Below are 21536 nucleotides of genomic sequence, written 5' to 3' on the forward strand. Positions count from 1 at the left end.
TCAGAGAATGAGTCCGCCATCGACCACCAGTGTCTGACCGATGATGTAGGACGACAGCGTAGAGGCCAGGAACAGGGCCGCACCGGCCATGTCAGCCGGCGTGCCCAATCGCCGCAGCGGAATGCGCGCCAAGGCGCCCTCGAGCCGCTTGGGATTGTCGGTCGTCACCTTCGTCATCTTGGTGTCGACGAGGCCGGGCGCGATGCCGTTGACGCGGATGCCGTCCTCGGCCCACGCCTCGCCCAAGGTCCGCGTCAAGCCGACCGCGCCGGTCTTCGAGGCATTGTAGGCGGGATTGCCCATGGTGGAATGATAGGCCGCGGTCGAGGACACCATGATCAACGCCCCCTTCGAATCCCGCAACATGGAATGAAATCGCGTCGCGCACGCCATCAGGCTCATGAGATTGACCTCGACGACCTTGCGAAAGCCCGCCATCTCGAACTCGCCGCGGCGATAGATCACCGCGCCCTGCGCGAGCACGAGAATATCAAGCTTGTCGAAGGGCGGCTTGAACTCCTCGATCGCGCTCGTCTTGCTGACGTCGAGCTGCGCGTAGGCAAGACCGGCGAGATCGGAGCCCTCCTCGACCGAATATTCCGCTGCACGCGCGCGCGTGCCGCATACCGCAACGCTAGCGCCTCTGGCGCGAAACGCCTGTGCAATACCATTGCCGATACCGCTGGAACCACCGACCACCAGCACCTGCTTGCCAGAGAAATCGAGCTCGTTCGTCATCGCGGCCTCCCCTTTTGTCTTGCTTGTTTGACCTGTCTGCGGATCGATGCCAGCCTTGTCCATCTCACAACAAGAAACAAGAGACCACGAGGAAACACATGTCCGAGTTCAAAGAGCTCAGCCGCTCCGTGAAGGGTCTGACCGTTCTCGTCACCGGCGCCGCCAGCGGCATGGGCCGCGCCACTGCACGCGTGTTCGCTGGCGAAGGCGCCAACATCGCCGTCACCGATTATGACGAGCAAGGCGCGCACGCAGTCGCGAAGGACATTGCGGCGAGCGGCGGCTCGGCGAAATCGTGGAAGCTCGACGTCGCCGACGGCGGCGAAATCAAGCGCGTGGTTGGCGATGTCGCCGCGCATTTCGGCGGACTCGACATCGTCATCAACAATGCCGGCATCTCCGTGCGCGTCGCGATCGACGATGAGGCTTATGAAGATGCCTGGGCCAAGGGCATCGCGGTGATGCTGACGGCGCATCCACGCATCATCCGCGCCGCGCTGCCGCATTTGCGCAAATCGAAATCGCCACGCATCGTCAACATCGCCTCGACCGAAGCGCTCGGCGCCACCGCATTGCACAGCCCCTATTCGGCGGCGAAGGGTGGCGTTGCGAGCCTGACGCGCTCGCTCGCAGTCGAGCTCGGCTGCGAGGGCATCACGGTCAATTGCATCTGCCCGGGCCCGATCCGCACCGCCATCACGGACCGCATCTCCGAGGAGCACAAGACCATCTACGCCAAGCGCCGCACCGCGCTCGGCCGCTACGGCGACCCAGAAGAGGTCGCGCATATGACGCTGAGCCTGTGCCTGCCGGCAGCGTCTTTTCTTACCGGTGCGGTGATCCCGGTCGACGGCGGGCTGATGGCGCGGAATGCGTGAGAGCCATGCGCGGCGAGCGTTGACAACCACTGTTACGAGAGTAGCTTTTTCACCGACAGAGCGGGCCCAACCGCTCGCAATTCGTGGGAGAGAACGCCATGTCGATCGCCATCCGGCAGCTTCAGAAGCATTTTGTCGGCGAGGTTTCGGGCCTCGACCTGCGAAAGCCGCTCACGCCGGATGAGGCCCGCGAGATCGAGTCCGCCATGGACAAATATGCGGTGCTCGTCTTCCACGACCAGGATATCAGCGACGAGCAGCAGATGGCGTTCGCGCTGAATTTCGGTCAGCGCGAGGATGCCCGCGGCGGCACGGTGACCAAGGAAAAGGACTATCGGCTGCAGTCCGGCCTCAACGACGTCTCCAACCTCGGCAAGGACGGCAAGCCGCTGGCAAAAGACAGCCGCTCGCATCTGTTCAATCTCGGCAACTGCCTGTGGCATTCCGACAGTTCGTTCCGCCCAATCCCGGCAAAATTCTCGCTGCTGTCAGCCCGCGTGGTGAACCCGAAGGGCGGCAACACCGAATTCGCCGATATGCGCGCGGCCTATGACGCGCTCGACGACGAGACCAAGGCGGAGATCGAGGACCTCGTCTGCGAGCACTCGTTGATGTATTCGCGGGGATCGCTCGGCTTCACCGAGTATACCGACGAGGAAAAGGCGATGTTCAAGCCGGTGCTGCAGCGGCTGGTGCGGACCCATCCCGTGCATCGCCGCAAATCGCTGTATCTGTCATCGCATGCCGGCAAGGTCGTCGGCATGAGCGTGCCGGAAGGTCGGCTGTTGCTGCGCGATCTCAACGAGCACGCGACGCAAGCCGAGTTCGTCTACGTCCACAAATGGAAGCTGCATGACCTCGTGATGTGGGACAACCGCCAGACCATGCATCGCGTCCGCCGCTACGACCAGTCGCAGCCGCGCGACATGCGCCGTGCGACGGTGGCGGGGACCGAGCCGACGGTTCAGCAGCAGGCGGCGGAGTAGCGTCAATCCAGCAGCGGGTGTCATCGCTCGGCTCAAGCCGGGGCATGACAGCGGAAGGTGACACGCGACTGCAAAGTCGCCCCACCCAGCTACGCGTGCCCGGCCTCGTTCGACAGCATGCCGGGATCGATACCGATCTTGCGCAGGGCGCGGCCGTATTTCTCGTCGACGTCGTCGCCGAAGATCAGGTCCGCGTCCGCGTCGCAATGCAGCCAGCCGTTGCTCTGGATCTCGGTCTCGAGCTGGCCAGGCCCCCAGCCGGCGTAACCGAGCGCGAGGATGGCGTGCTTGGGGCCGGAGCCGTTGGCGATCGCGCGGAGAATGTCGACCGTCGCGGTGAGGCAGACGCCGTCATCGATCCGCAGCGTCGCGTTCTCGATATAGAAATCGCTGGAATGCAGCACGAAGCCGCGGCCGGTGTCGACCGGCCCGCCGCGCAGCACCTTCATGCTTTCGGCATTTTCGGGCAGCTTGATGTGCTCGCCCTTCTTGACGATTCCGAGCTGCTCCAAGAGCTCCGGAAAGTCGATGCTGCCCGCGGGATGATTGACGATGATGCCCATCGCGCCTTCGGCGGAATGAGCGCAGAGATAGATCACCGAGCGCTCGAAGCGGGAGTCGCCCATCACCGGCATCGCGATCAGGAGCCGGCCGTCGAGGTAAGCGGCGGAATTGGGGAGCCTGGGGCCTGTGCCGCGGGTGCTTTCGCCCGTCCTCTTGCCTGTGGGAGCCATCGGTGAAGCACTCCGGTTTGAATTCCTATCCTGATGTCGGGCCGCCCTGCTGTCAAATCAAGGCTTGCAGAGATATGATTCGGGTGCATCCATCACAAGCAATTCAATGGTTTGACCAGGGGCGACCCTGTAAAGACGTGCCATGCTGACCAGAGTTCCCCTGCATGCGGCGATTGGCGTCGCAACAACCTTGCTTGCGTCGTCACTGGCGATCGCTGCCCATGCCGACGATGCGTCGCCGTGGCAGCGCGACGGACATTCCGCGGTGCGCCTGCTCGCGGGATCGCGCAGCGGCACGGTGCTGCTCGGCGGTATCGCTGTCCAGCTTGAGCCCGGCTGGAAGACCTACTGGCGCATGCCGGGCGATTCCGGCGTTCCGCCGCGGTTCGACTTCTCCAAGTCAGACAATGTCGAAGCGGTGACCGTGATGTGGCCGGCGCCACTGAAATTCGACGACGGCGCGGGCGGTCATTCGATCGGCTATCACGACCAGATCGTGCTGCCCTTGCGTATCGTCGCCAAGGCGGCCGACAAGCCCGTGACGCTGCGCGCCGAGATCAACTACGCGGTCTGCGAAAAGCTTTGCATTCCCGTCGAGGCCAATGTCGAGCTCGGCTTCAACAACGTCGCATCGACTGAAGACGGCAATTTGCGCGCAGCACTCGACGCCGTGCCGAAGCCCGCCAATATCGGCGACCCAAATCCGCTGACCATCCGCGACGTCAAGCGCGACGGGCCAAAGAACGTGGTGGTCGATGTCGTCGCGCCCGAAGGCAGCAAGGTCAATCTGTTCGTGGAAGGGCCGACGCCGGAGTGGTCGCTGCCCATTCCCGATGCGGTCGAACACAGCCCGCCCGGGGTGAAGCGATTTTCCTTCGAGCTCGACGGATTGCCGCCGGGCGTCAAGCCTGATGGCGCGGCGCTGAAATTGACGCTGGTCGGGCCGGACAAATCGTACGAGTTCAATACGAACTTGCAGTGAGGCCGAACTGCCGAAGGCGCGTCAATTGCGCTGCCGGCACTCCACATTCAGCGGTCGTCCCAGACAAGCGCCGTGCAGCGGCGCGCAGGTCCGGGACGACACCGAGGGCGGCGCGACCGCGTTCCCACCCAACCGAATCTTAACGAATGGTTGCTAAGTCCGGAGGCTGCCGCGACATGCGGACGCCTGGGGATTGTTCGACTTGGCCGTGATGGATGCAGAACCCGCAACGACCGGACCGGCCGGCCTGATCGCACGGTTGCGCGGAAAACTGACGGGCGGCTCGAGCGAAGCATCGCTGACGCGGCGGTTGGCCGGCACCATCTTCATCATTCGCGTCATCAGCGCGGGCCTCGCCTATTTTTCGCAGGTGCTGCTGGCGCGCTGGATGGGGACGTCCGACTACGGCATCTATGTCTATGTCTGGACCTGGGTGCTGCTGCTCGGCAGCATGATGGATTTCGGCATCTCCGCTTCCGCGCAAAAGATCATTCCGGAATATCGCGCCAGCGGCGATCACGCGCTGCTGCGCGGCTTTCTGTCCGGCAGCCGCTGGCTGACCTTCGCCGTCTCTGCGCTGGTGTCGCTCGCGCTTGCGGGCATCGTCAAGCTTTTCTCGCCATGGATCGATCCGGCCGAGGAGCTGCCGCTCTATATCGGCTGCATGACGCTGCCGGCCTTCGTCGTCGCCAACACCCAGGACGGCATCGCGCGCTCGCATGACTGGATGCAGCTTGGCCTGATGCCGCAATTCATCATCCGCCAGGCGCTGATCATCGGCATCACGGCGTGCGCCTTCCTGCTCGGCTATCATCTCGGCGCCATCGCCGCGATGGTGGCGAGCGCAGGCGCAGTCTGGATCGCGATGACCGGGCAGATGGTGGTGCTGAACCGCAGGCTCGCCGAGCACATCGCGCCGGGCCCCAAGGCCTACGACATCAGCGGCTGGCTCGCCGTCTCGCTGCCGATTCTCTTGGTCGAGAGTTTTTATTTGCTGCTCTCCTACACCGACGTGCTGGTGCTGCAGCAGTTCCGCCCCTCCGACGAGGTCGGCGTCTACTTTGCCGTGGTGAAGACGCTGGCGCTGGTGTCGTTCATTCACTACGCGATGTCGGCGACGACGGCGCATCGCTTCGCCGAATACAACGCCAGCGGCGACAAGGCGCGCCTGTCAGCCTATGTCGCGCATGCGATCGTCTGGACATTCTGGCCATCGCTGGCGGCAACCATCGTGCTGCTCGCGCTCGGCAAGCCGCTGCTCTGGCTGTTCGGACCACAATTCGTTGTCGGCTACGACATCATGTTCGTCGCGGCCGTCGGCCTCGTGGTGCGCGCCGCGATCGGTCCCGTGGAGCGGCTGCTCAACATGCTGGGCCAGCAGAAGATCTGCGCGCTCGCCTATGCGCTGGCGTTCGTCATGAACGTCGTGCTCTGCATCGCGCTGGTGCCGCGCTTCGGCGGCCACGGCGCCGCGGCCGCGACCTCGATCTCGCTGACCTTCGAGACCGTGCTGCTGTTCTGGATCGTGAGACAGCGGCTGGGGCTGCACGTGCTCGCGTTTGGTAAATAGGTACGACGCACGCCCAGCTGCGCGTTGTTCCGGGGACGACTGTTTCCAGTTGAGCGCGCGAAACAGGCGAAACCTCTCTCCCCAGCCACTCCGCAGCATAATTTTTCTTATTCTGTCCAACAGGTTGCGTCGCGGGGAAAGTTTATCCTACGTCATATTGCCCAACTGACGAGATAAACCTAGATTCTCCCTGACATGATTGATCCGCTCTACGTTGCTTCGGGTTTCGGCGTCGGCCTGCTTGTCGGGTTGACCGGCGTGGGAGGCGGCTCATTGATGACGCCGCTCCTGATCCTGCTGTTCGGCATCCACCCGACCACGGCCGTCGGCACCGACCTGCTCTATGCCGCCGCCACCAAGACCGGCGGCAGCGTGGTGCATGGCTGGTCACGTAGCGTGCATTGGCGTGCGGTGCTGCGGCTGGCCTGCGGCAGCATTCCGGCGAGCGCGCTGACGCTGCTGGTGCTGTGGAAGCTGGATCTTCGCAGCGACGCCGAGCGCAACCTGGTCAATCTGGTGCTGTGCTTCGCGCTGATCCTCACCGCAACATCGCTGATCTTCCGCAAGTCGATCATGGAGCGCTATCGCCGCCGCATGGAACAGCTCGACGAGCGCACCATCACGATCGCGACCGTGATCACGGGAGTCGTGCTCGGCGTGCTGGTCTCGATCTCGTCGGTCGGCGCCGGTGCCGTCGGCGTGACCGTGCTGCTGTTGCTCTACCCGCGCCTGCCGATGGCAACCATCGTCGGCTCCGACATCGCGCATGCGGTGCCGCTGACGCTGGTGGCGGGCATCGGACACTGGATGCTCGGCTCGGTCGACTGGGGTCTGATGGGCGTGCTGCTGCTGGGCTCGCTGCCCGGCATCATCATCGGCAGCTACGGCGCAACGCGCGTGCCCGAAACGGTGCTGCGCGTGGCGCTGGCCAGCGTCCTTGTCGTGGTCGCCAGCAAGATCATGTTCGCGGAGCTCAACCTGCAATCTGCGATCGTAACGGCATTGGCCTGGAGCCATTGAGGCACGAGACCACAGCCCGGTCCCCGGTATCGTAGGGTGGGCAAAGCGAAGCGTGCCCACGACCTTTTTCGTGATCGAGAGAGATGGTGGGCACGGCGCTTTCGCGCCTTTGCCCACCCCACGCTGTGTCGTCTGGGACGACAGAACGCGGCCGTTACTCCGCGGTCCAGCCGCCGTCGATCGACAAATTGGTGCCGGTGATCTGCGCAGCGTCGTCGCTGCACAGGAACAGCGCAAGGGCGGCCACCTGCTCCGAGGTCACGAACTCCTTGGTCGGCTGCGCGTCGAGCAGCACGTCGTTGATGACCTGCTCGCGCGTGAGGTTGCGGGCCTTCATCGTGTCCGGAATCTGCTTCTCCACCAGCGGCGTCCAGACATAGCCGGGGCTGATGCAGTTGCAGGTGATCTTGCTGGTTGCGACCTCCAGCGCCACGGTCTTGGTCAGGCCGGCGATGCCGTGCTTGGCCGACACATAGGCCGACTTGAAGGGCGAAGCGACCAGCGAGTGCGCCGAGGCCGTATTGATGATGCGGCCCCAGCCCTTCTTCTTCATGCCGGGAACGGCGGCGCGGATGGCATGGAAGGCCGAGGACAGGTTGATCGCGATGATCTGGTCCCACTTCTCCGGGGGGAATTCCTCGATCGGCGAGACGAACTGGATGCCGGCATTGTTGACGAGGATATCGACCGAGCCGAACGACTTTTCACCGAGCGCGATCATCCCGGCGATCTCGGCCGGCTTGGTCATGTCGGCGGGCGAGTAGACCGCTTTCACGCCAAAATCGGATTCAATCTTGGTGCGCTCCTTCTCGATGTCCTCGGGCGAGCCGAAGCCGTTGATGACGACATTGGCGCCGGCAGCGGCAAACGCGCGCGCGTAAGCAAGGCCGATGCCGCTGGTCGAACCTGTTACGACGGCGTTCTTGCCTGAGAGAGTACCCATGTTATTCGCTCCTTTTTGGCGGGGGCGCGGTGACGTCCCCCGTGAGATCGTAGGTCACCATGGTCTCGCCGGACTGCGGCTTCTCGAGCCAGTCCTTGTGGCGCATCGACAGATGCACGTCGCGCACGCCGCTTTCCCAGTGCTCGACCATCGCGACATGCGAGAAGTCGTAGTCCTTGGACGAGGATTCGTAGTTCTTGCTGCGATAGATCAGGTGCACCACCGTGACAGTGCTCTCACGAGAGACCTTCGCGAGGAACTCGACGGACGGGTCGTTCTTGAGATAATCGGGCAATTTGGCAATCAGCTCGCGCGCCGCCCTGCGGGCGTTGTGCAACTGCTTGTTCTTGTCGGTGTTCATTCGCGTGCGGCTGGAGAAGCGGATGTCCTTCTCGCGCTCGGTGGCCTCGAGCAGCGAATTCGGCAGGTCGCCGCGGGCGCTGAACAAATCGACCTGGAAGATCAGCATGTCGCGGTCGATTTCAGCATCGAGCACGAAGTCGAGCGGCGTGTTGGAGGCGATGCCGCCGTCCCAATAATGCTCGCCGTCGATCACGACCGACGGAAAGCCCGGCGGCAGCGCGCCTGAGGCCATGATGTGCTCGGGGCCGATGAGCTTGCCGAGCTTCTTGAACTCGTAATTGTCGAAATATTTGAAGTTGCCGGAGGTGACGCCGACGGCGCCGACCGAAAGCCGCGTCTTCAGATCGTTGATGCGGTCGAAGTCGACGAGGCGCTCCAGCGTCTTCTTCAGCGGCGCGGTGTCGTAATAGCTCTCGGCCTGCTTGCTGCCCGGCGGCCAAAGCGGCGCGGGCGGGACTCGCGGAGTGAAAAAGCCGGGCACGCCGAAGGTCGCGATCAGTGCGGCGCTGGTGGAATTGAACAGCTCGCGGCTGTGGTCGCTCTTGCCGATCGGCTTCCACGGCACCGGCGCGGAGACCATCTCCCAGAATTCCTTGAGCCGCTTGACGCGGGTCTGGCCATCATTGCCGGCAATGATGGCGGCATTGACCGCGCCAATCGAGATGCCGGCAACCCATTCGGGCTCGAAGTCGAAATGGCACAGCGCCTGATAGGCGCCGGCCTGATAGGAGCCAAGCGCGCCGCCGCCCTGGAGAACCAGGACGCGCTGCGCCTTCGCGGGGACTGTTGCGACTTCCGGACTATGATCTGTCATTCGGGAACAATAGCAAAAGGCGAGCCACCGTGGCGACAGTCTGTCGCGACGTCAATGCACCCGGGATCAAGTCTGGCTTATCGGGGATCGGTCGATGCCAGGATCATGGTCCAGAACACCTTGTACTTGGTGCCCGGAGCATAGCTCGCCGCGATGCCCAATTTTGTGACACCGCTCTTGAGCATGTTGGCGCGGTGCGGAGGCGAGTCGCGCCAGCCGGAAAACGCTTCGGCCAGCGTATGATAGCCGGCCGAAATGTTCTCGACAGCCACGGTTGCCGGATAGCCGCCGGCATTGAGCCGCTTGGCCAGGGGGGCGCGCACGTCATGGTCCATCTTGTTGGCGGCGGCCATGGCTCCGGACTGGGATTCGGCGAGCCGCATCAATTCGGGGTCGATCTCGACGGCGCCGAGCCCGTTGTTCTGGCGGTATTGCGAGATCATGATCGCGGCGGCCGGCGCATCGAGCTTGGCGCCCGGGACCGACATGTCGGCATACATCGACGGCTGCTGGACCGGCGCTTCATTGCCGGCGCAGCCGGCGAGAAGCAAAGTGAGAAGGATCGCGGCCGCAGCGCGCATGTTCAGGGGCCCCCAAATGAGGGGCCGTTGTTGCATACCAACCGTGGCTGAAAGGTGAATTTTGAGGAAAATCGTATCCATCATTCCGGGGCAGCGCGCAGCGCTGAGCCCGGAATCCTGCTCAATAATCGCGAGATTCCGGGTCTGGTTCTTCGCACCATCCCGGAATGACGGAGCCTAACCCGCAAATATGCGGTAGCGGCGGGGCTCGAGGCCAATAGTGTCGCCGGCCCGCAGTTCCCGGTCACGAGGAGCGTCGATCTCGATGGTCTGGCCGCCCGAGAGCGCGACTTCGGCCCGCTGCACCGGGCCGAAATTGCGGACATGCTGGACCGCGCCCTCGAAGGCGCCGCTACCAGGCGGACCAATGAGCATGTCATGTCGCCGCACGAACAGTCTTGACGCGCCAGGCGCCAGCCCCTCCGCGGCGAGCCGCAGCGGGCGATCGCCGAGCCTGACGACGCCGCCCTCGACCTGGACCGGCAGCTCGATGGATTCGCCGATGAAGCCGTGGACGAAGGCGCTCGCGGGCGTCTCATAGACGTCGTCGGGCGAGCCGATCTGCTCGATCCTGCCCTTGTCCATGACGACGACGCGGTTGGCGACTTCGAGCGCCTCTTCCTGGTCGTGGGTGACGAAGATCGACGTGACGTTGATCTCATGGTGCAGCGAGCGCAGCCATTTGCGCAGTTCTTTCCGCACTTTTGCGTCCAGCGCGCCAAAGGGCTCGTCGAGCAGCAGGATGCGCGGCTCGATCGCGAGCGCGCGGGCAAGCGCGATGCGCTGGCGCTGGCCGCCGGAGAGCTGGCTCGGATAGCGGTCGGCGAGCCAGTCGAGCTGCACGAGATCGAGCAGTTCCTTGACCCGGGCGCGGATCGCCACCTGGTCCTTGCGGATCGCGCGCGGCTGCACGCGGAGGCCAAAGGCGACGTTCTCGAATACGCTCATATGGCGGAACAACGCGTAGTGCTGGAACACAAAGCCGACATGGCGCTCGCGCGCGCCCTGCGCCAGCGCATCCTCGCCGTTGATGACAACCTCACCCGCATCAGGCCAGTCGAGTCCGGCGACGATCCGCAGCAACGTGGTCTTGCCCGAGCCGGACGGCCCGAGCAGTGCCAGCAACTCGCCGCTGTCGACCTTGAGGTCGACACCGTCGAGCGCGGCAAAATTGCCAAACTTCTTGACGAGGTTTTTGACTTCAATGGTCACGGGATTCTTCTCCGTCCTCTAGCCGGCGCTCCAGGATGGTCTTGGCTATCAGCGTGATCAGCGCAAGCATGGCGAGCAGCGAGGCAATCGCAAACGCCGCGACGAATTGATATTCATCGTAGAGAATCTCGACGAGCAGCGGCATGGTGTTGGTCTCGCCGCGGATATGGCCGGAGACGACCGAGACCGCACCAAACTCACCCATCGCGCGCGCATTGCAGAGCAGGACGCCGTAGAGCACGCCCCATTTGATATTGGGCAGCGTGACGCGGAAGAAGGTCTGCAGGCCGGAAGCGCCGAGCGAGATCGCGGCTTCTTCTTCCTGCGTGCCCTGCTCCTGCATCAGGGGGATCAGCGCACGCGCCACGAAGGGGAAGGTCACGAATGTCGTGGCGAGCGCTATACCGGGCACCGCGAACAGGATCTGGATGTCGTGATCCCTCAGCCAGCCGCCGAAATAGCCTTGCGCGCCGAACAACAGCACGAAGACGAGACCGGAGATAACCGGGCTGACCGAAAACGGCAGGTCGATCAGCGTGATCAGGAAGGTTTTGCCGGTGAATTCGAACTTCGCAATCGCCCAGGCCGCAACGAGACCGAAGATGAGATTGACGCTGACCGAGATCGCGGCGACGACCAGCGTCAGCTTGATCGCGGCCAGCGCCTCTGGCTCGGCCAGCGCCGCGGCATAGGCCAAAAGACCTCGCGAGAAGGCTTGCGCGAACACCAGCACCAGCGGCAGCACGACAAAGACGGACAGGAACACGATCGCCAGCGCGATGATGGCGATGCGCACCGCCTGCGGCTCGGTGCGGAGATTGTTGCGCGCGGCCGCGGCACGGGCGCGTGCCTTGGCCTCGGGCGAAGACAGCGAAACGGTATCGGCGATCTGCATCGTCATCGTCCCACCCTCATCGCTCTCCTTCCCGGTGCTGCGCCCAGCGCTGCAACCGGTTGACCGCGAAGATGATGACGAAGGAAACGAGGAGCATGACCACCGCAATCGCGGTCGCATCGGCGTAGCGGAATTCGGAGAGACGGATCACGATCAGCAGCGGCGCGATCTCGGAGACGTTGGGCAGGTTGCCGGCGATGAAGATCACCGACCCGTATTCACCGACCGCGCGCGCGAAGGCGAGCGCGAGCCCCGTGAGCAGCGCCGGCGCGAACGAGGGCAGGATCACGCGGATAATGGTCTGCCAGCGGCTCGCGCCCAGGCTGCCGGCGGCTTCCTCGATCTCGGGGTCGAGATCCTGGAGCACCGGCTGCACGGTACGCACCACGAACGGAATGCCGATGAAGATCATGGCGACGAAGATGCCGAGCGGCGTGAACGCCACCTTGATGCCGAGCGCGGCGAGCGGCGCCCCCAGCCAGCCCTTCTCGGCGAACAGCGTGGTCAGTGCGACGCCGGCGACCGCCGTCGGCAGCGCGAACGGTACGTCGACGATCGCATCGAACAGCCGCCGGCCGGGGAAGCGGTAGCGCACCAGCGCCCAGACGATGATGCTGCCCATCACCAGATTGACGCAGGCCGCCGCGAACGCGAGCCCGAAGGAGATGCGGAGCGCGTTCAAGGTGCGACGACTGGAGAGGATGGCCCAGAACTGGTCGGGACTGAGTTCAGTCGACTTCAAAAACAGGCCGGCAAGCGGAATCAGGATGATGACGGACAGCCAGGTCAGCGTCAGTCCCATCGTGAGACCGAAGCCCGGCAATGTCCGGCGTCGTGCTGCGATTGCGCTCACCAGGCCCCTGTCGCCTCTCCGTCAGCGCCCGATCAGTTCTTGTAGATCTGATCGAAGACGCCGCCGTCGGCGAAATGCTCTTTCTGCGCCTTGGTCCAACCGCCAAAAACGTCGTCGATGGTGAATAGTTCGACCTTGGCGAAAGAATTTTCGTACTTCTTTGCGATCTCGGCATCGCGCGGACGGTAGAAGTTGCGTGCGGCGATCTCCTGCCCTTCCTTGGTGTACCAGTACTGGAGATAGGCATCGGCGACGTCGCGGCTGCCCTTCTTGGCGGCGACTTTGTCGACGATGGCGACCGGCGGCTCGGCGAGGATCGATTGCGGCGGCGCCACGATCTCGAATTTTTCCTGGCCGAATTCCTTCAGCGCGAGATACGCCTCGTTCTCCCAGGCCAGCAGCACGTCGCCGACGCCGCGCTCGACAAAGGTCACGGTGGCGCCGCGCGCGCCGGTGTCGAGCACCGGCACCTGCTGATAGAGCTTCCCGATGAAATCCTTGGCCTTGTCGGCGGAGCCGTATTTCTTCTGCGCAAAGCCCCAGGCGGCAAGATAATTCCAGCGGGCGCCGCCCGAGGTCTTCGGGTTCGGCGTGATGACGGCGACCCCCGGCTTGATCAGATCGTCCCAGTCCTTGATGCCCTTGGGATTGCTCTTACGCACCAGGAACACGATGGTCGAGGTGTAGGGCGATGAATTCTGCGGCAGGCGCTTCTGCCAGTCGGCCGCCGTGAGGCCCTTGCCGGCGATGGCGTCGATGTCATAGGCGAGCGCGAGGGTCACCACATCGGCCTGCAAGCCGTCGATCACCGCCCTCGCCTGCGATCCGCTGCCGCCATGCGACTGCTTGATCTCGACGCTCTTGCCTGTTTCCTTCTGATAGGCGTTCGCGAACGCCTTGTTGAACTCGACATAGAGCTCGCGCGTCGGATCATACGACACGTTCAGAAGATTGATGTCAGCAGCGAGAGCCGCGCTTGCCAAGAAACTTGTAACGAGTCCCGTAACGAGCAGTCCTGCAGCGAGCGGAAAGATACGACGCACCATGTCCATCTCCATTCACTTCGATGACCTCGATGTCAGCGAAGGCATGCAGGCGAAACTCGTGGCGAAACGCTCTCAAGTCAACGGAAGCGGATTTTCTTGTTCGCAAGCCCGCAGCGCGACTGTGCTACGAAGTCTTCGTCGTGTGGATGCCGCATTCTGTCTTGGCCCGGCCGCGCCAGCGACCCGCGCGCTCATCCTCGCCCTCGGCGGTCCTGCTCGTGCAAGGCATACACCCAACCGAGCGAAAACCCGATGCCGCAAGCGGGTGACGCGGCAATTTGGCGCGGACGAAGATCGCCTCGAGTTCCTCGCGCGAGACATTGGCGAACGGGTTGAACTTCAACCGCGCGCCATCGTCCTCGACGACCGGAATATCGGCGCGCGTATTGCCCTGGAAACGCTTGCGACCGTTGAGCCAGGCCGAGAACGGCCTGAGTGCACGCGCGAGCGGCTCGACTTTGCGGATGCGGCAGCAGGCGTCGGGATCGGAGAACCAGAGGTCGCGGTCCGGATCTTCGCGCGTCAGCGTCTCCTCGGCAGGCTTGATCGAACGGACGTCCTTCAAACCCAGCGTTTCGATCAGCGTATCGCGATAGGCCAGCGTCTCCTCGAACAGCCAGCCGGTATCAAGAAAGATCACGGGGATCGCCGGGTCGACGTCCGCCATCACCTTCAGCAGCGTTGCTGATTCCGTACCGAAGGACGACACCAGCGCGAGCTTCTCACGGCCGACCGCTTTCAGCGCGGCCGCGACGACCTCCGCAGGCGAGGCGTCGCGCAAGGCACGATCGAGCTCCGCCGCTGAAGGTAGCGTGGAAACGGACGAGACTTGAGGTGCGATGGCGTTCACGTGCCGACACCCTCGGAGTGACGCAGCTGCATGCGCCGGTGCAGGGCCGTGATACGGCCATCGCCGGTCGGCTGGTAGAACACGGAATAGCGTTTTGCGGTCTGCATGAAGGCTTCCGCATCGGCCTGCTTCTTGACCTCGAAGGAATCGAAGCCGGCGCGCAGCATGAACACGAACTGGTCGCGCAGGATCTGCCCCGTAGCACGCAGCTCCCCGCGATAATTGTAACGCTCGCGCAGCAGCCGGGCCTGGCTGTAGGCGCGCCCGTCACGAAAGGTCGGGAACACCAGGGCAACGGCGGCGATCTTGCCGAGATACGGCACGAGCTCGTCGATGTCGCGGTTGTTCGGCCAGATCACGCCGACCCTGCCGGCGCGCTTCAGCAACGCATCCGCCTCGGCGATGAAACGCTCGGCCGGCACCAGGATGTCGCCGCTCTCGGGCAACGGCGTGTCGACGGCCAGCTTGACGAAACGGTCGTCGGCGATTTTTCCGCCATTAACGAGTGGCATAGACGCGCTCCTTGAAGGGTTCGACGCCGAGCCGCTTCACCGTGTCGATGAACAGCTCTTCGGGCCGCTCGCGCAGCGCAAGATAGGCTTCGACAACGTCTTCGATGACGTCGGCGACCTCGTCGAACTTGACGCCGGGGCCGATCAGATTGCCCAGCGCCGCGCCCTCGTCGGCCCGGCCGCCGATGGTGATCTGGTAGACCTCCTCGCCGTTCTTCTCGACGCCGAGAATGCCGATATGGCCGACATGGTGATGGCCGCAGGCGTTGATGCAGCCGGAGATGTTGATGTGCAGCCGGCCAATCAGATTGGCGAGCTCGTGGTTGGCGAAGCGCCGCGTCAGCTCCTGCGCGATCGGAATCGAGCGCGCATTGGCCAGCGAGCAATAGTCCAGACCCGGGCAGGCGATGATATCGGTGATCAGGTTGACGTTCGGCGTCGCCAGCCCGAGCTTGTCGAGCGCCTTCCACAGCGCCGGCAAATCGCGCTTGGCGACGTGCGGCAGCGCCAAATTCTGTTCGTGGCCGACGCGGATCTCGCCGAAGGAATATTTGTCGGCGAGATCGGCCAGCGCATCCATCTGCTCGGCCGTGGCGTCGCCCGGGGGCTTGCCGATCGGCTTCAGCGAGATGGTGACGATGGAATAGCCCTGCACCTTGTGCGGCGCGACCGAGTTCTTGCGCCACGCCTCGAAGTCGGCGTCCGCCGCGGCCTGACGCAGCTCGTCCGGCATGTGCGGCAGCTTTTCGTAAGCGGGATAGGTGAAGCGCGAGCGGATGTCCTCGATCACCTCGTCGTCGATCTGGAGCGAGGCGTTGCGGATGTGCTGCCACTCCTCCTCGACCTCGCGCGAGAATTTCTCGATGCCGAGCTCGTGCACCAGGATCTTGATGCGGGCCTTGTAGATGTTGTCGCGGCGGCCGTACTGGTTGTAGACGCGCAGGATCGCCTCGATATAGCTGAGGATATCGCGGCCATGCACGAAATGCTTGATGGTCTTGCCGATGAACGGCGTGCGGCCGAGGCCGCCGCCGACGAGCACCTCGAAGCCGGTCTCGCCCTTCTCGTTCTTGATCAGCTTCAGCCCGATGTCGTGGATCTTGATCGCGGCGCGATCGTGGTCCGACGCGGTGATCGCGATCTTGAACTTGCGCGGCAGGAACGAGAATTCCGGATGCAGCGTGGTGTGCTGGCGGATCAGCTCCGACCAGATGCGCGGATCCTCGATCTCGCCGGGTGCGACACCGGCCCACTGGTCCGAGGTGACATTGCGCATGTTGTTGCCGGAGGTCTGCATCGCGTGGATGCCGACCTTGGCGAGATCTTCCAGCGCGTCAGGCAGCTCGGCGAGCTTGATCCAGTTGAACTGGATGTTCTGCCGCGTCGTGAAATGGCCATAGCCGCGGTCATATTTGCGCGCGACATGAGCCAGCGCCCGCAGCTGGTCCGTCGCCAGCGTCCCGTACGGGATCGCGACGCGGAACATGTAGGCGTGCAATTGCAGATAGACGCCGTTCTGGAGGCGCAGGATCTTGAACTCGTCCTCGGTGAGCTCGCCCGAGAGGCGGCGCTTCACCTGGTCGCGGAACTCCGAGACGCGCTCGTTGACGAGCGTGCGGTCGATTTCGTCGTAAGCGTACATCAGCGAATGCCTTAAGCCTGGGCCGACTGACCGATGGTCACGCCGGTGCGGCGGATCTGTTCGCGCAGATTGCCGGGTTCGATCTTGCCGTCTGCGCCGACCTGCACCGGAGCGATATAGGGACCGATCGCGCCGACGTCATCGGCGACCGATTCTGCAAGCAACGCCTTGGCTTCGTCGGAGTTGCGCACGATCGCAGCCTCCGAGAGGTCCGCGGACCAGCTCTTGGCGGCGGTGCGGTACACAACGATTCCGTCCCAGGTGCGGTTGGCGGTGACGACCGAGGGGCCGGCGATTTTGATCTTCTTCTGTTCAAGCGGGGAGGTCATTCGGCTGCATCCAATAGGTCAGAGATGATTTGAGCTGAGTTTTTCTTGGGAGTTTGACGACGAAGCGAGCCGGCATGCCGGACCACGTCGCCGATGATGAGAATGGCGGGACCACCATTGGTCTGCCGCACGAGCTCGGGCAAGTCGCGCAGCATGCCGATCGCGCCTTGGGCATCGGGCCGCGTGACGCGGGCGAACACGCCGACCGGCGTCTCCGGCGAGCGGCCGGCGGCGAACAGGCCCGCGCGCACGGCGGGGGCCGCGGTCATGCCCATGTAAACAACAACGGTCATTCTGGTGTCGGTCAGCGTCGACCAGTCGACGGTCTCTGCATCGCGGGCCTTGTGCGCGGTGAGGAAGGTGATGCGGGTGGCTTCGTGACGGTAAGTGAGCGGCACTTCGAAATCGGCGGCTCCGCCAAGCCCGGCGGTGATGCCGGGAATGATCGAATAGGCAACGCCGGCGGCGCGCAGGGCTTCCACCTCTTCGCCGCCGCGGCCGAACACGAAGGGATCGCCACCCTTCAGCCGCACCACGCGTTGACCAGCTTGCGCAGCTTCGATCATTCGCGTGTTGATGGCGTCCTGTCCGATGCCGGGCTTGCCGACACGGCGGCCGACCGGAACGCGCGTTGTATCGCGACGGATGCGATCGAGAATTTCGCTCGAGACGAGTTCGTCATGGAAGACGATGTCGGCGTCCTGCAGCGCGCGCAGCGCCTTGATGGTGAGCAAGTCCGGGTCGCCGGGGCCGGCGCCGACCAGCGCAACCGAGCCTTGCGGCTTGTCAGCACGCGCGAAATCGGACGGATCGGAAATAGCATTCAACGCCGCGCGCGCATCGGCTTTGCGGCCAGCCAGCACGGCAGCGCCGATCGGGCCATCGATCACCCGCTCCCAGAAGCGGCGGCGCAGCGGAAACTCGGCAATGCTCTCGTTGATGGACTTGCGGAAGCCGCCGATGAACTCGGCAAGCTCGCCGATGCGGGCCGGCAGCAGTGCCTCGATCTTCTCGCGCAGCCGCCGCGCCACCACCGGCGAAGTGCCGCCGGTGCCGACGGCGACCACGACATCGCCGCGATCGACGATCGCCGGGAAGATGAAGCTGGAATGATCGAGATCGTCCATGACATTGACGGGCAGGCCGAGCGATTTTGCCCGCGCCGACATCGCCACGCCGACATCGCCCGCGCCGGCGCAGACGATCGCGATGACGCCAGCAAGATCCGATGTGAGCGGATCATCCGTCGCGATCTCGATACGCGCGGTGTCGTCGGAGTTCAGACCCAGGTCCTGATTGCCATCGATCGCATGCACGCGAACGCGCGCACCGGCAGCGGCGAGCACGCGCAATTTTGCGCGCAAAAGCTCACCCGCGCCGATGAGGACCACCGGACCGGCTTTGAGATCGAGAAACACCGGCAAGAACCGCATGCGATACTCGCTTCCCCCACATCCGGGGTTGACTGGAATTATTTTCTATATATGTGTCGTTTCGAGCGCGCAAAGAGAAAATTTTTTCTTCTCTCCTGCAGTGCAACTATAGAATTTTAGCCTCCAAACGCAAAGTGGCAGAGATGCATCTTCTCAAGGACGATTCCGCAGTTGCCGGCGTGAGCAGCCAGGCCCCCGTTGGACGCTCGGGCTCGCAAGAATTTTCCGCTGATGTTGCGCCAAGCATGGACCATCTCGACCAGCTCGAGGCCCAGAGCATCTACATTTTCCGCGAGGCGTTTGCGCGTCTGAAGAAGATCGCCCTGCTGTGGTCGCTCGGCAAGGATTCCAACGTGATGATCTGGCTGGCGCGCAAGGCCTTCTTCGGCCGCGTGCCGTTCCCGGCCCTCCATGTCGACACCGGCAAGAAGTTTCCTGAGATGTATCGCTTCCGCGATCACTATGGCAAAGAGTGGGAGCTCGATCTGCGCGTCGAGCCCTGCCCGCCCATCGATGCCGTCGACCCAACGCTGCCGCCGGCCGCCCGTTCCGCCGCGCGCAAGACCGAAGGTCTCAAGATGGCGCTGGCCAAATACGGCTTTGACGGCCTGATTGCCGGCATTCGCCGCGACGAGGAAGCCACCCGCGCCAAAGAGCGCGTGTTCTCGCCGCGCGGTCTCGAAGGCAATTGGGACGTGCGTGACCAGCCGCCGGAGTTCTGGGATCATTTCAACGCATCGCCGCCGCAAGGCGCGCATTTGCGCATCCATCCGATCCTGCATTGGACCGAGGCCGACATCTGGGCCTACACCAAGCGCGAGAACATCCCGATCATCCCGCTCTATCTCGCCAAGGACGGCAAGCGCTATCGCTCGCTGGGCGATCAGGACATCACCAATCCGGTCGCTTCAAACGCGTCGAACATCGACGAGATCCTGGCCGAGCTCGAGCAGACCAAGGTGCCGGAGCGTGCCGGCCGCGCGCTCGACCACGAGACCGAGGACGCTTTCGAGCGCCTGCGCGTCGCCGGCTACCTCTGATTCAAGGACGCATCGCGGTCATGAACATGCTCGTCACCCCCACTTCGCCCGCCACGCCGAACGGCACCACGCGTCCGCAGGTTCGCATCGTCATCGTCGGCCATGTCGACCACGGCAAGTCGACGCTGGTCGGCCGTCTTCTGCATGAGACCGGCAGCCTGCCCGACGGCAAGCTCGAGATGCTGAAGGCCGTCAGCGCGCGGCGCGGCATGCCGTTCGAATGGTCGTTCCTGCTCGACGCGCTCCAGACCGAACGCGACCAGGGCATCACCATCGACACCACGCAGATCCGCTTCCGCACCAATTCGCGCGACATCGTGCTGATCGACGCGCCCGGCCACGCCGAGTTCCTGCGCAACATGATCACTGGCGCCTCGCAGGCCGACGGCGCGGTGCTGATCATCGACGCGCTGGAAGGCGTGCGCGACCAGACCCGCCGTCACGGCTATCTCCTGCATCTGCTCGGCGTGAAGCAGGTCGCTGTCGTCGTCAACAAGATGGATCGGGTGGATTTCAGCGCCGATCGCTTCAAGGAAATCAGCGACGAGATCTCGGCGCATCTCAACGGCCTCGGCGTGACGCCGACCGCCGTGATCCCGATCTCCGCGCGCGATGGCGACGGCGTTGCCGAGCGCACCGCCCGCATTGGCTGGTACAGGGGTCCGACCGTGGTCGAGGCGCTGGACCGGCTCGAGCCGGCGCGGCCGTTGGAAGCGCTGGCACTGCGCCTGCCGGTGCAGGCGATCTACAAGTTCGACGATCGCCGCATCGTCGCCGGCCGTATCGAATCCGGCAGCCTGATTGCCGGCGACGAGATCGTCATCATGCCCGCGGGCAAGATCGCCAAGATCAAGTCGGTCGAGAGCTGGCCGCTGACGCCGGTCGCAACGCGCCAGGGCGCGGGCCGCTCGGTCGGCATCACGCTCGACCGCGAATTGTTCATCGAGCGCGGCGACATCATCGCGCATGCGAGCACCGCCCCGCGCGAGACGCGGCGGCTGCGCGCGCGCATCTTCTGGCTGCACGATAAGCCGCTCGCCAAGGGCGATCAGTTGCTGGTCCGCTGCGGACCGAAGGAAAGCCGCGCCACCGTCGTTGCCATCGAAAAGGCAGTCGATCCCGGCGAGCTCTCGAGCAGCGAGAACAAGGCGATCGGCCGCAACCATGTCGGCGAGATCGACATCTCCCTGTCCAATCCGATCGCAACCGATCCCTACACCGAGAACCCGCGCACCGGCCGCCTTGTGATCGAGGTCGCCGGGCGTATTGCCGGCGGCGGTCTCGTGCTGTCGGTCGATGCCGGCCAGCGTGCCGTGCCTGTCGACATCGTTCCGGTGGAATCGGCGCTGCGCCTGGATGAGCGCTCCGCGCGCTATCGCCACAACGGCGCCGTGGTCTGGCTCACCGGCCTGCCGGCCTCCGGCAAGTCGACGCTGGCGAAGGCACTGGAGCGGCGTCTCTTCGCCAATGGCGGCTCGCCGATCCTGCTCGACGGTGACACGCTGCGCGCCGGGCTCAACAGCGATCTCGGCTTCTCCGCCGCCGACCGCGGCGAGAACATCCGTCGCCTCGCCGAAGTTGCGACGCATCTTGCGCGTAATGGCCATATCGCGATCGTCGCGGCGGTCTCCCCGTCGCGTGAGGATCGCGCCACCGCACGCCGCATCGCCGACACCACGTTCCGCGAGATCCATGTCGCGACGCCGGCCGGGGTGTGCGAGGAGCGCGATCCCAAGGGCCACTACAAGAAGGCCCGCGCGGGCTCACTGGCCTCGTTCACCGGCATCGGCAACGACTATGAGGCTCCGCAGGGGGCTGAACTCGTGATCGACACGTCGACACGGACGGTTGCCGATGCGGCGGATGAGATCGAGCAGATGCTGAAGGCGACCGGCGTGCTGTTCGACGAGCTCGTGGACCTCGCCGCGAATATTTGAGGCCGCCCTGGCCCCGCTGTCGTCGCCCGGCTTGACCGGGCGACCCAGTATCCCAGAGACAGCGTTGGGATACGGAGAAGCCGCGGCGTACTGGATTCCCCGCTTTCGCGGGGAATGACGGGGGCCCACATCTCCTTGACATTTTGACAGACCCCTGGGGGTCTTCTCACCGCCCCGA

At 64.1% G+C, this 21536-nt stretch carries 21 protein-coding genes; 7 read left to right on the forward strand and 14 right to left on the reverse strand.

The window, feature by feature from the left end; translation table 11 throughout:
* Positions 1-738 carry an SDR family NAD(P)-dependent oxidoreductase gene (locus tag L6639_RS18025; RefSeq protein ID WP_237863061.1) on the reverse strand — a complete coding sequence of 246 codons (738 nt, stop codon included), beginning with the start codon at positions 736-738 and terminating at the stop codon, positions 1-3.
* 98 nt (positions 739-836) lie between these two features.
* Between L6639_RS18025 and L6639_RS18030 the strand changes: the two genes are divergently transcribed.
* Together L6639_RS18030 and L6639_RS18035 are read left to right on the forward strand one after the other, a co-directional pair.
* Positions 837-1616, forward strand: coding sequence for an SDR family NAD(P)-dependent oxidoreductase (locus tag L6639_RS18030; protein ID WP_237863062.1), 780 nt, complete (start codon positions 837-839; stop codon positions 1614-1616).
* A 98-nt stretch (positions 1617-1714) separates the two neighbouring features.
* On the forward strand, positions 1715-2602 hold the full coding sequence (locus tag L6639_RS18035; RefSeq protein WP_237863063.1) for a TauD/TfdA dioxygenase family protein: 888 nt from the start codon (positions 1715-1717) through the stop codon (positions 2600-2602).
* An 89-nt stretch (positions 2603-2691) separates the two neighbouring features.
* Here the strand turns inward: L6639_RS18035 and L6639_RS18040 are convergent, their stop codons facing one another.
* Positions 2692-3336 carry a YqgE/AlgH family protein gene (locus L6639_RS18040; protein WP_237863064.1) on the reverse strand — a complete coding sequence of 215 codons (645 nt, stop codon included), beginning with the start codon at positions 3334-3336 and terminating at the stop codon, positions 2692-2694.
* Positions 3337-3478: 142 nt separating this feature from the next.
* Here L6639_RS18040 and L6639_RS18045 point away from each other — a divergent pair, with 142 nt between their 5' ends.
* The 3 genes from L6639_RS18045 (at position 3479) to L6639_RS18055 (ending at position 6908) form a co-directional block, all read left to right on the forward strand.
* Positions 3479-4318 carry a protein-disulfide reductase DsbD domain-containing protein gene (locus L6639_RS18045; RefSeq protein ID WP_237863065.1) on the forward strand — a complete coding sequence of 280 codons (840 nt, stop codon included), beginning with the start codon at positions 3479-3481 and terminating at the stop codon, positions 4316-4318.
* 202 nt (positions 4319-4520) lie between these two features.
* Positions 4521-5888, forward strand: coding sequence for a flippase (locus L6639_RS18050; RefSeq protein WP_237863349.1), 1368 nt, complete (start codon positions 4521-4523; stop codon positions 5886-5888).
* A gap of 195 nt (positions 5889-6083) precedes the next feature.
* Positions 6084-6908 (forward strand): sulfite exporter TauE/SafE family protein, encoded by an 825-nt coding sequence (locus L6639_RS18055; RefSeq protein WP_237863066.1) that lies wholly within the window; start codon positions 6084-6086, stop codon positions 6906-6908.
* Positions 6909-7062: 154 nt separating this feature from the next.
* Here the strand turns inward: L6639_RS18055 and L6639_RS18060 are convergent, their stop codons facing one another.
* From L6639_RS18060 to cysG, 12 genes are all read right to left on the reverse strand, one after another.
* A complete protein-coding gene (locus L6639_RS18060; protein WP_237863067.1) occupies positions 7063-7851 on the reverse strand; it encodes a 3-hydroxybutyrate dehydrogenase in 789 nt (262 codons plus the stop codon).
* 1 nt (position 7852) lies between these two features.
* Positions 7853-9028: a DUF3734 domain-containing protein gene (locus tag L6639_RS18065; RefSeq protein WP_237863068.1), complete on the reverse strand. Its 1176-nt coding sequence runs from the start codon at positions 9026-9028 to the stop codon at positions 7853-7855.
* A 77-nt stretch (positions 9029-9105) separates the two neighbouring features.
* Positions 9106-9609, reverse strand: a complete 504-nt coding sequence (locus L6639_RS18070; RefSeq protein WP_237863069.1) for a CAP domain-containing protein — start codon at positions 9607-9609, stop codon at positions 9106-9108.
* Positions 9610-9786: 177 nt separating this feature from the next.
* Positions 9787-10821: a sulfate/molybdate ABC transporter ATP-binding protein gene (locus L6639_RS18075; protein WP_237863070.1), complete on the reverse strand. Its 1035-nt coding sequence runs from the start codon at positions 10819-10821 to the stop codon at positions 9787-9789.
* Positions 10811-11722 carry a sulfate ABC transporter permease subunit CysW gene (gene cysW, locus L6639_RS18080; protein WP_237863071.1) on the reverse strand — a complete coding sequence of 304 codons (912 nt, stop codon included), beginning with the start codon at positions 11720-11722 and terminating at the stop codon, positions 10811-10813. The genes L6639_RS18075 and cysW overlap by 11 nt, the downstream gene beginning before the upstream one ends.
* Positions 11723-11732: 10 nt before the next feature.
* Positions 11733-12569 (reverse strand): sulfate ABC transporter permease subunit CysT, encoded by an 837-nt coding sequence (gene cysT / locus L6639_RS18085; protein WP_338076542.1) that lies wholly within the window; start codon positions 12567-12569, stop codon positions 11733-11735.
* Between the two features lie 32 nt (positions 12570-12601).
* The gene (locus tag L6639_RS18090; RefSeq protein ID WP_237863072.1) at positions 12602-13615 is read right to left on the reverse strand and encodes a sulfate ABC transporter substrate-binding protein; all 1014 of its coding nucleotides are present in this window, start codon (positions 13613-13615) and stop codon (positions 12602-12604) included.
* Positions 13616-13739: 124 nt separating this feature from the next.
* Entirely contained in the window at positions 13740-14465 is a 726-nt protein-coding gene (locus tag L6639_RS18095; RefSeq protein WP_237863073.1) for a phosphoadenylyl-sulfate reductase, read from the reverse strand.
* Positions 14462-14977 (reverse strand): DUF934 domain-containing protein, encoded by a 516-nt coding sequence (locus L6639_RS18100; RefSeq protein WP_237863074.1) that lies wholly within the window; start codon positions 14975-14977, stop codon positions 14462-14464. Before L6639_RS18100 ends, L6639_RS18095 begins: the two co-directional genes overlap by 4 nt.
* Positions 14964-16619 carry a nitrite/sulfite reductase gene (locus L6639_RS18105; RefSeq protein WP_237863075.1) on the reverse strand — a complete coding sequence of 552 codons (1656 nt, stop codon included), beginning with the start codon at positions 16617-16619 and terminating at the stop codon, positions 14964-14966. The genes L6639_RS18100 and L6639_RS18105 overlap by 14 nt, the downstream gene beginning before the upstream one ends.
* A gap of 11 nt (positions 16620-16630) precedes the next feature.
* On the reverse strand, positions 16631-16948 hold the full coding sequence (locus tag L6639_RS18110) for a DUF2849 domain-containing protein (RefSeq protein ID WP_140481233.1): 318 nt from the start codon (positions 16946-16948) through the stop codon (positions 16631-16633).
* A complete protein-coding gene (gene cysG / locus L6639_RS18115; RefSeq protein WP_237863076.1) occupies positions 16945-18381 on the reverse strand; it encodes a siroheme synthase CysG in 1437 nt (478 codons plus the stop codon). The genes L6639_RS18110 and cysG overlap by 4 nt, the downstream gene beginning before the upstream one ends.
* Positions 18382-18626: 245 nt before the next feature.
* On the opposite strand from cysG, the gene cysD reads away from it, so the two are divergent.
* Both cysD and cysC read left to right on the forward strand, forming a co-directional pair.
* Positions 18627-19421, forward strand: a complete 795-nt coding sequence (cysD, locus tag L6639_RS18120) for a sulfate adenylyltransferase subunit CysD (RefSeq protein WP_237863351.1) — start codon at positions 18627-18629, stop codon at positions 19419-19421.
* A 20-nt stretch (positions 19422-19441) separates the two neighbouring features.
* Entirely contained in the window at positions 19442-21358 is a 1917-nt protein-coding gene (gene cysC / locus L6639_RS18125; protein WP_237863077.1) for an adenylyl-sulfate kinase, read from the forward strand.
* Positions 21359-21536: the final 178 nt, after the last annotated feature.

Source organism: Bradyrhizobium zhengyangense (genome assembly GCF_022012555.1).
GTDB classification, from domain to species: Bacteria; Pseudomonadota; Alphaproteobacteria; order Rhizobiales; family Xanthobacteraceae; genus Bradyrhizobium; species Bradyrhizobium zhengyangense.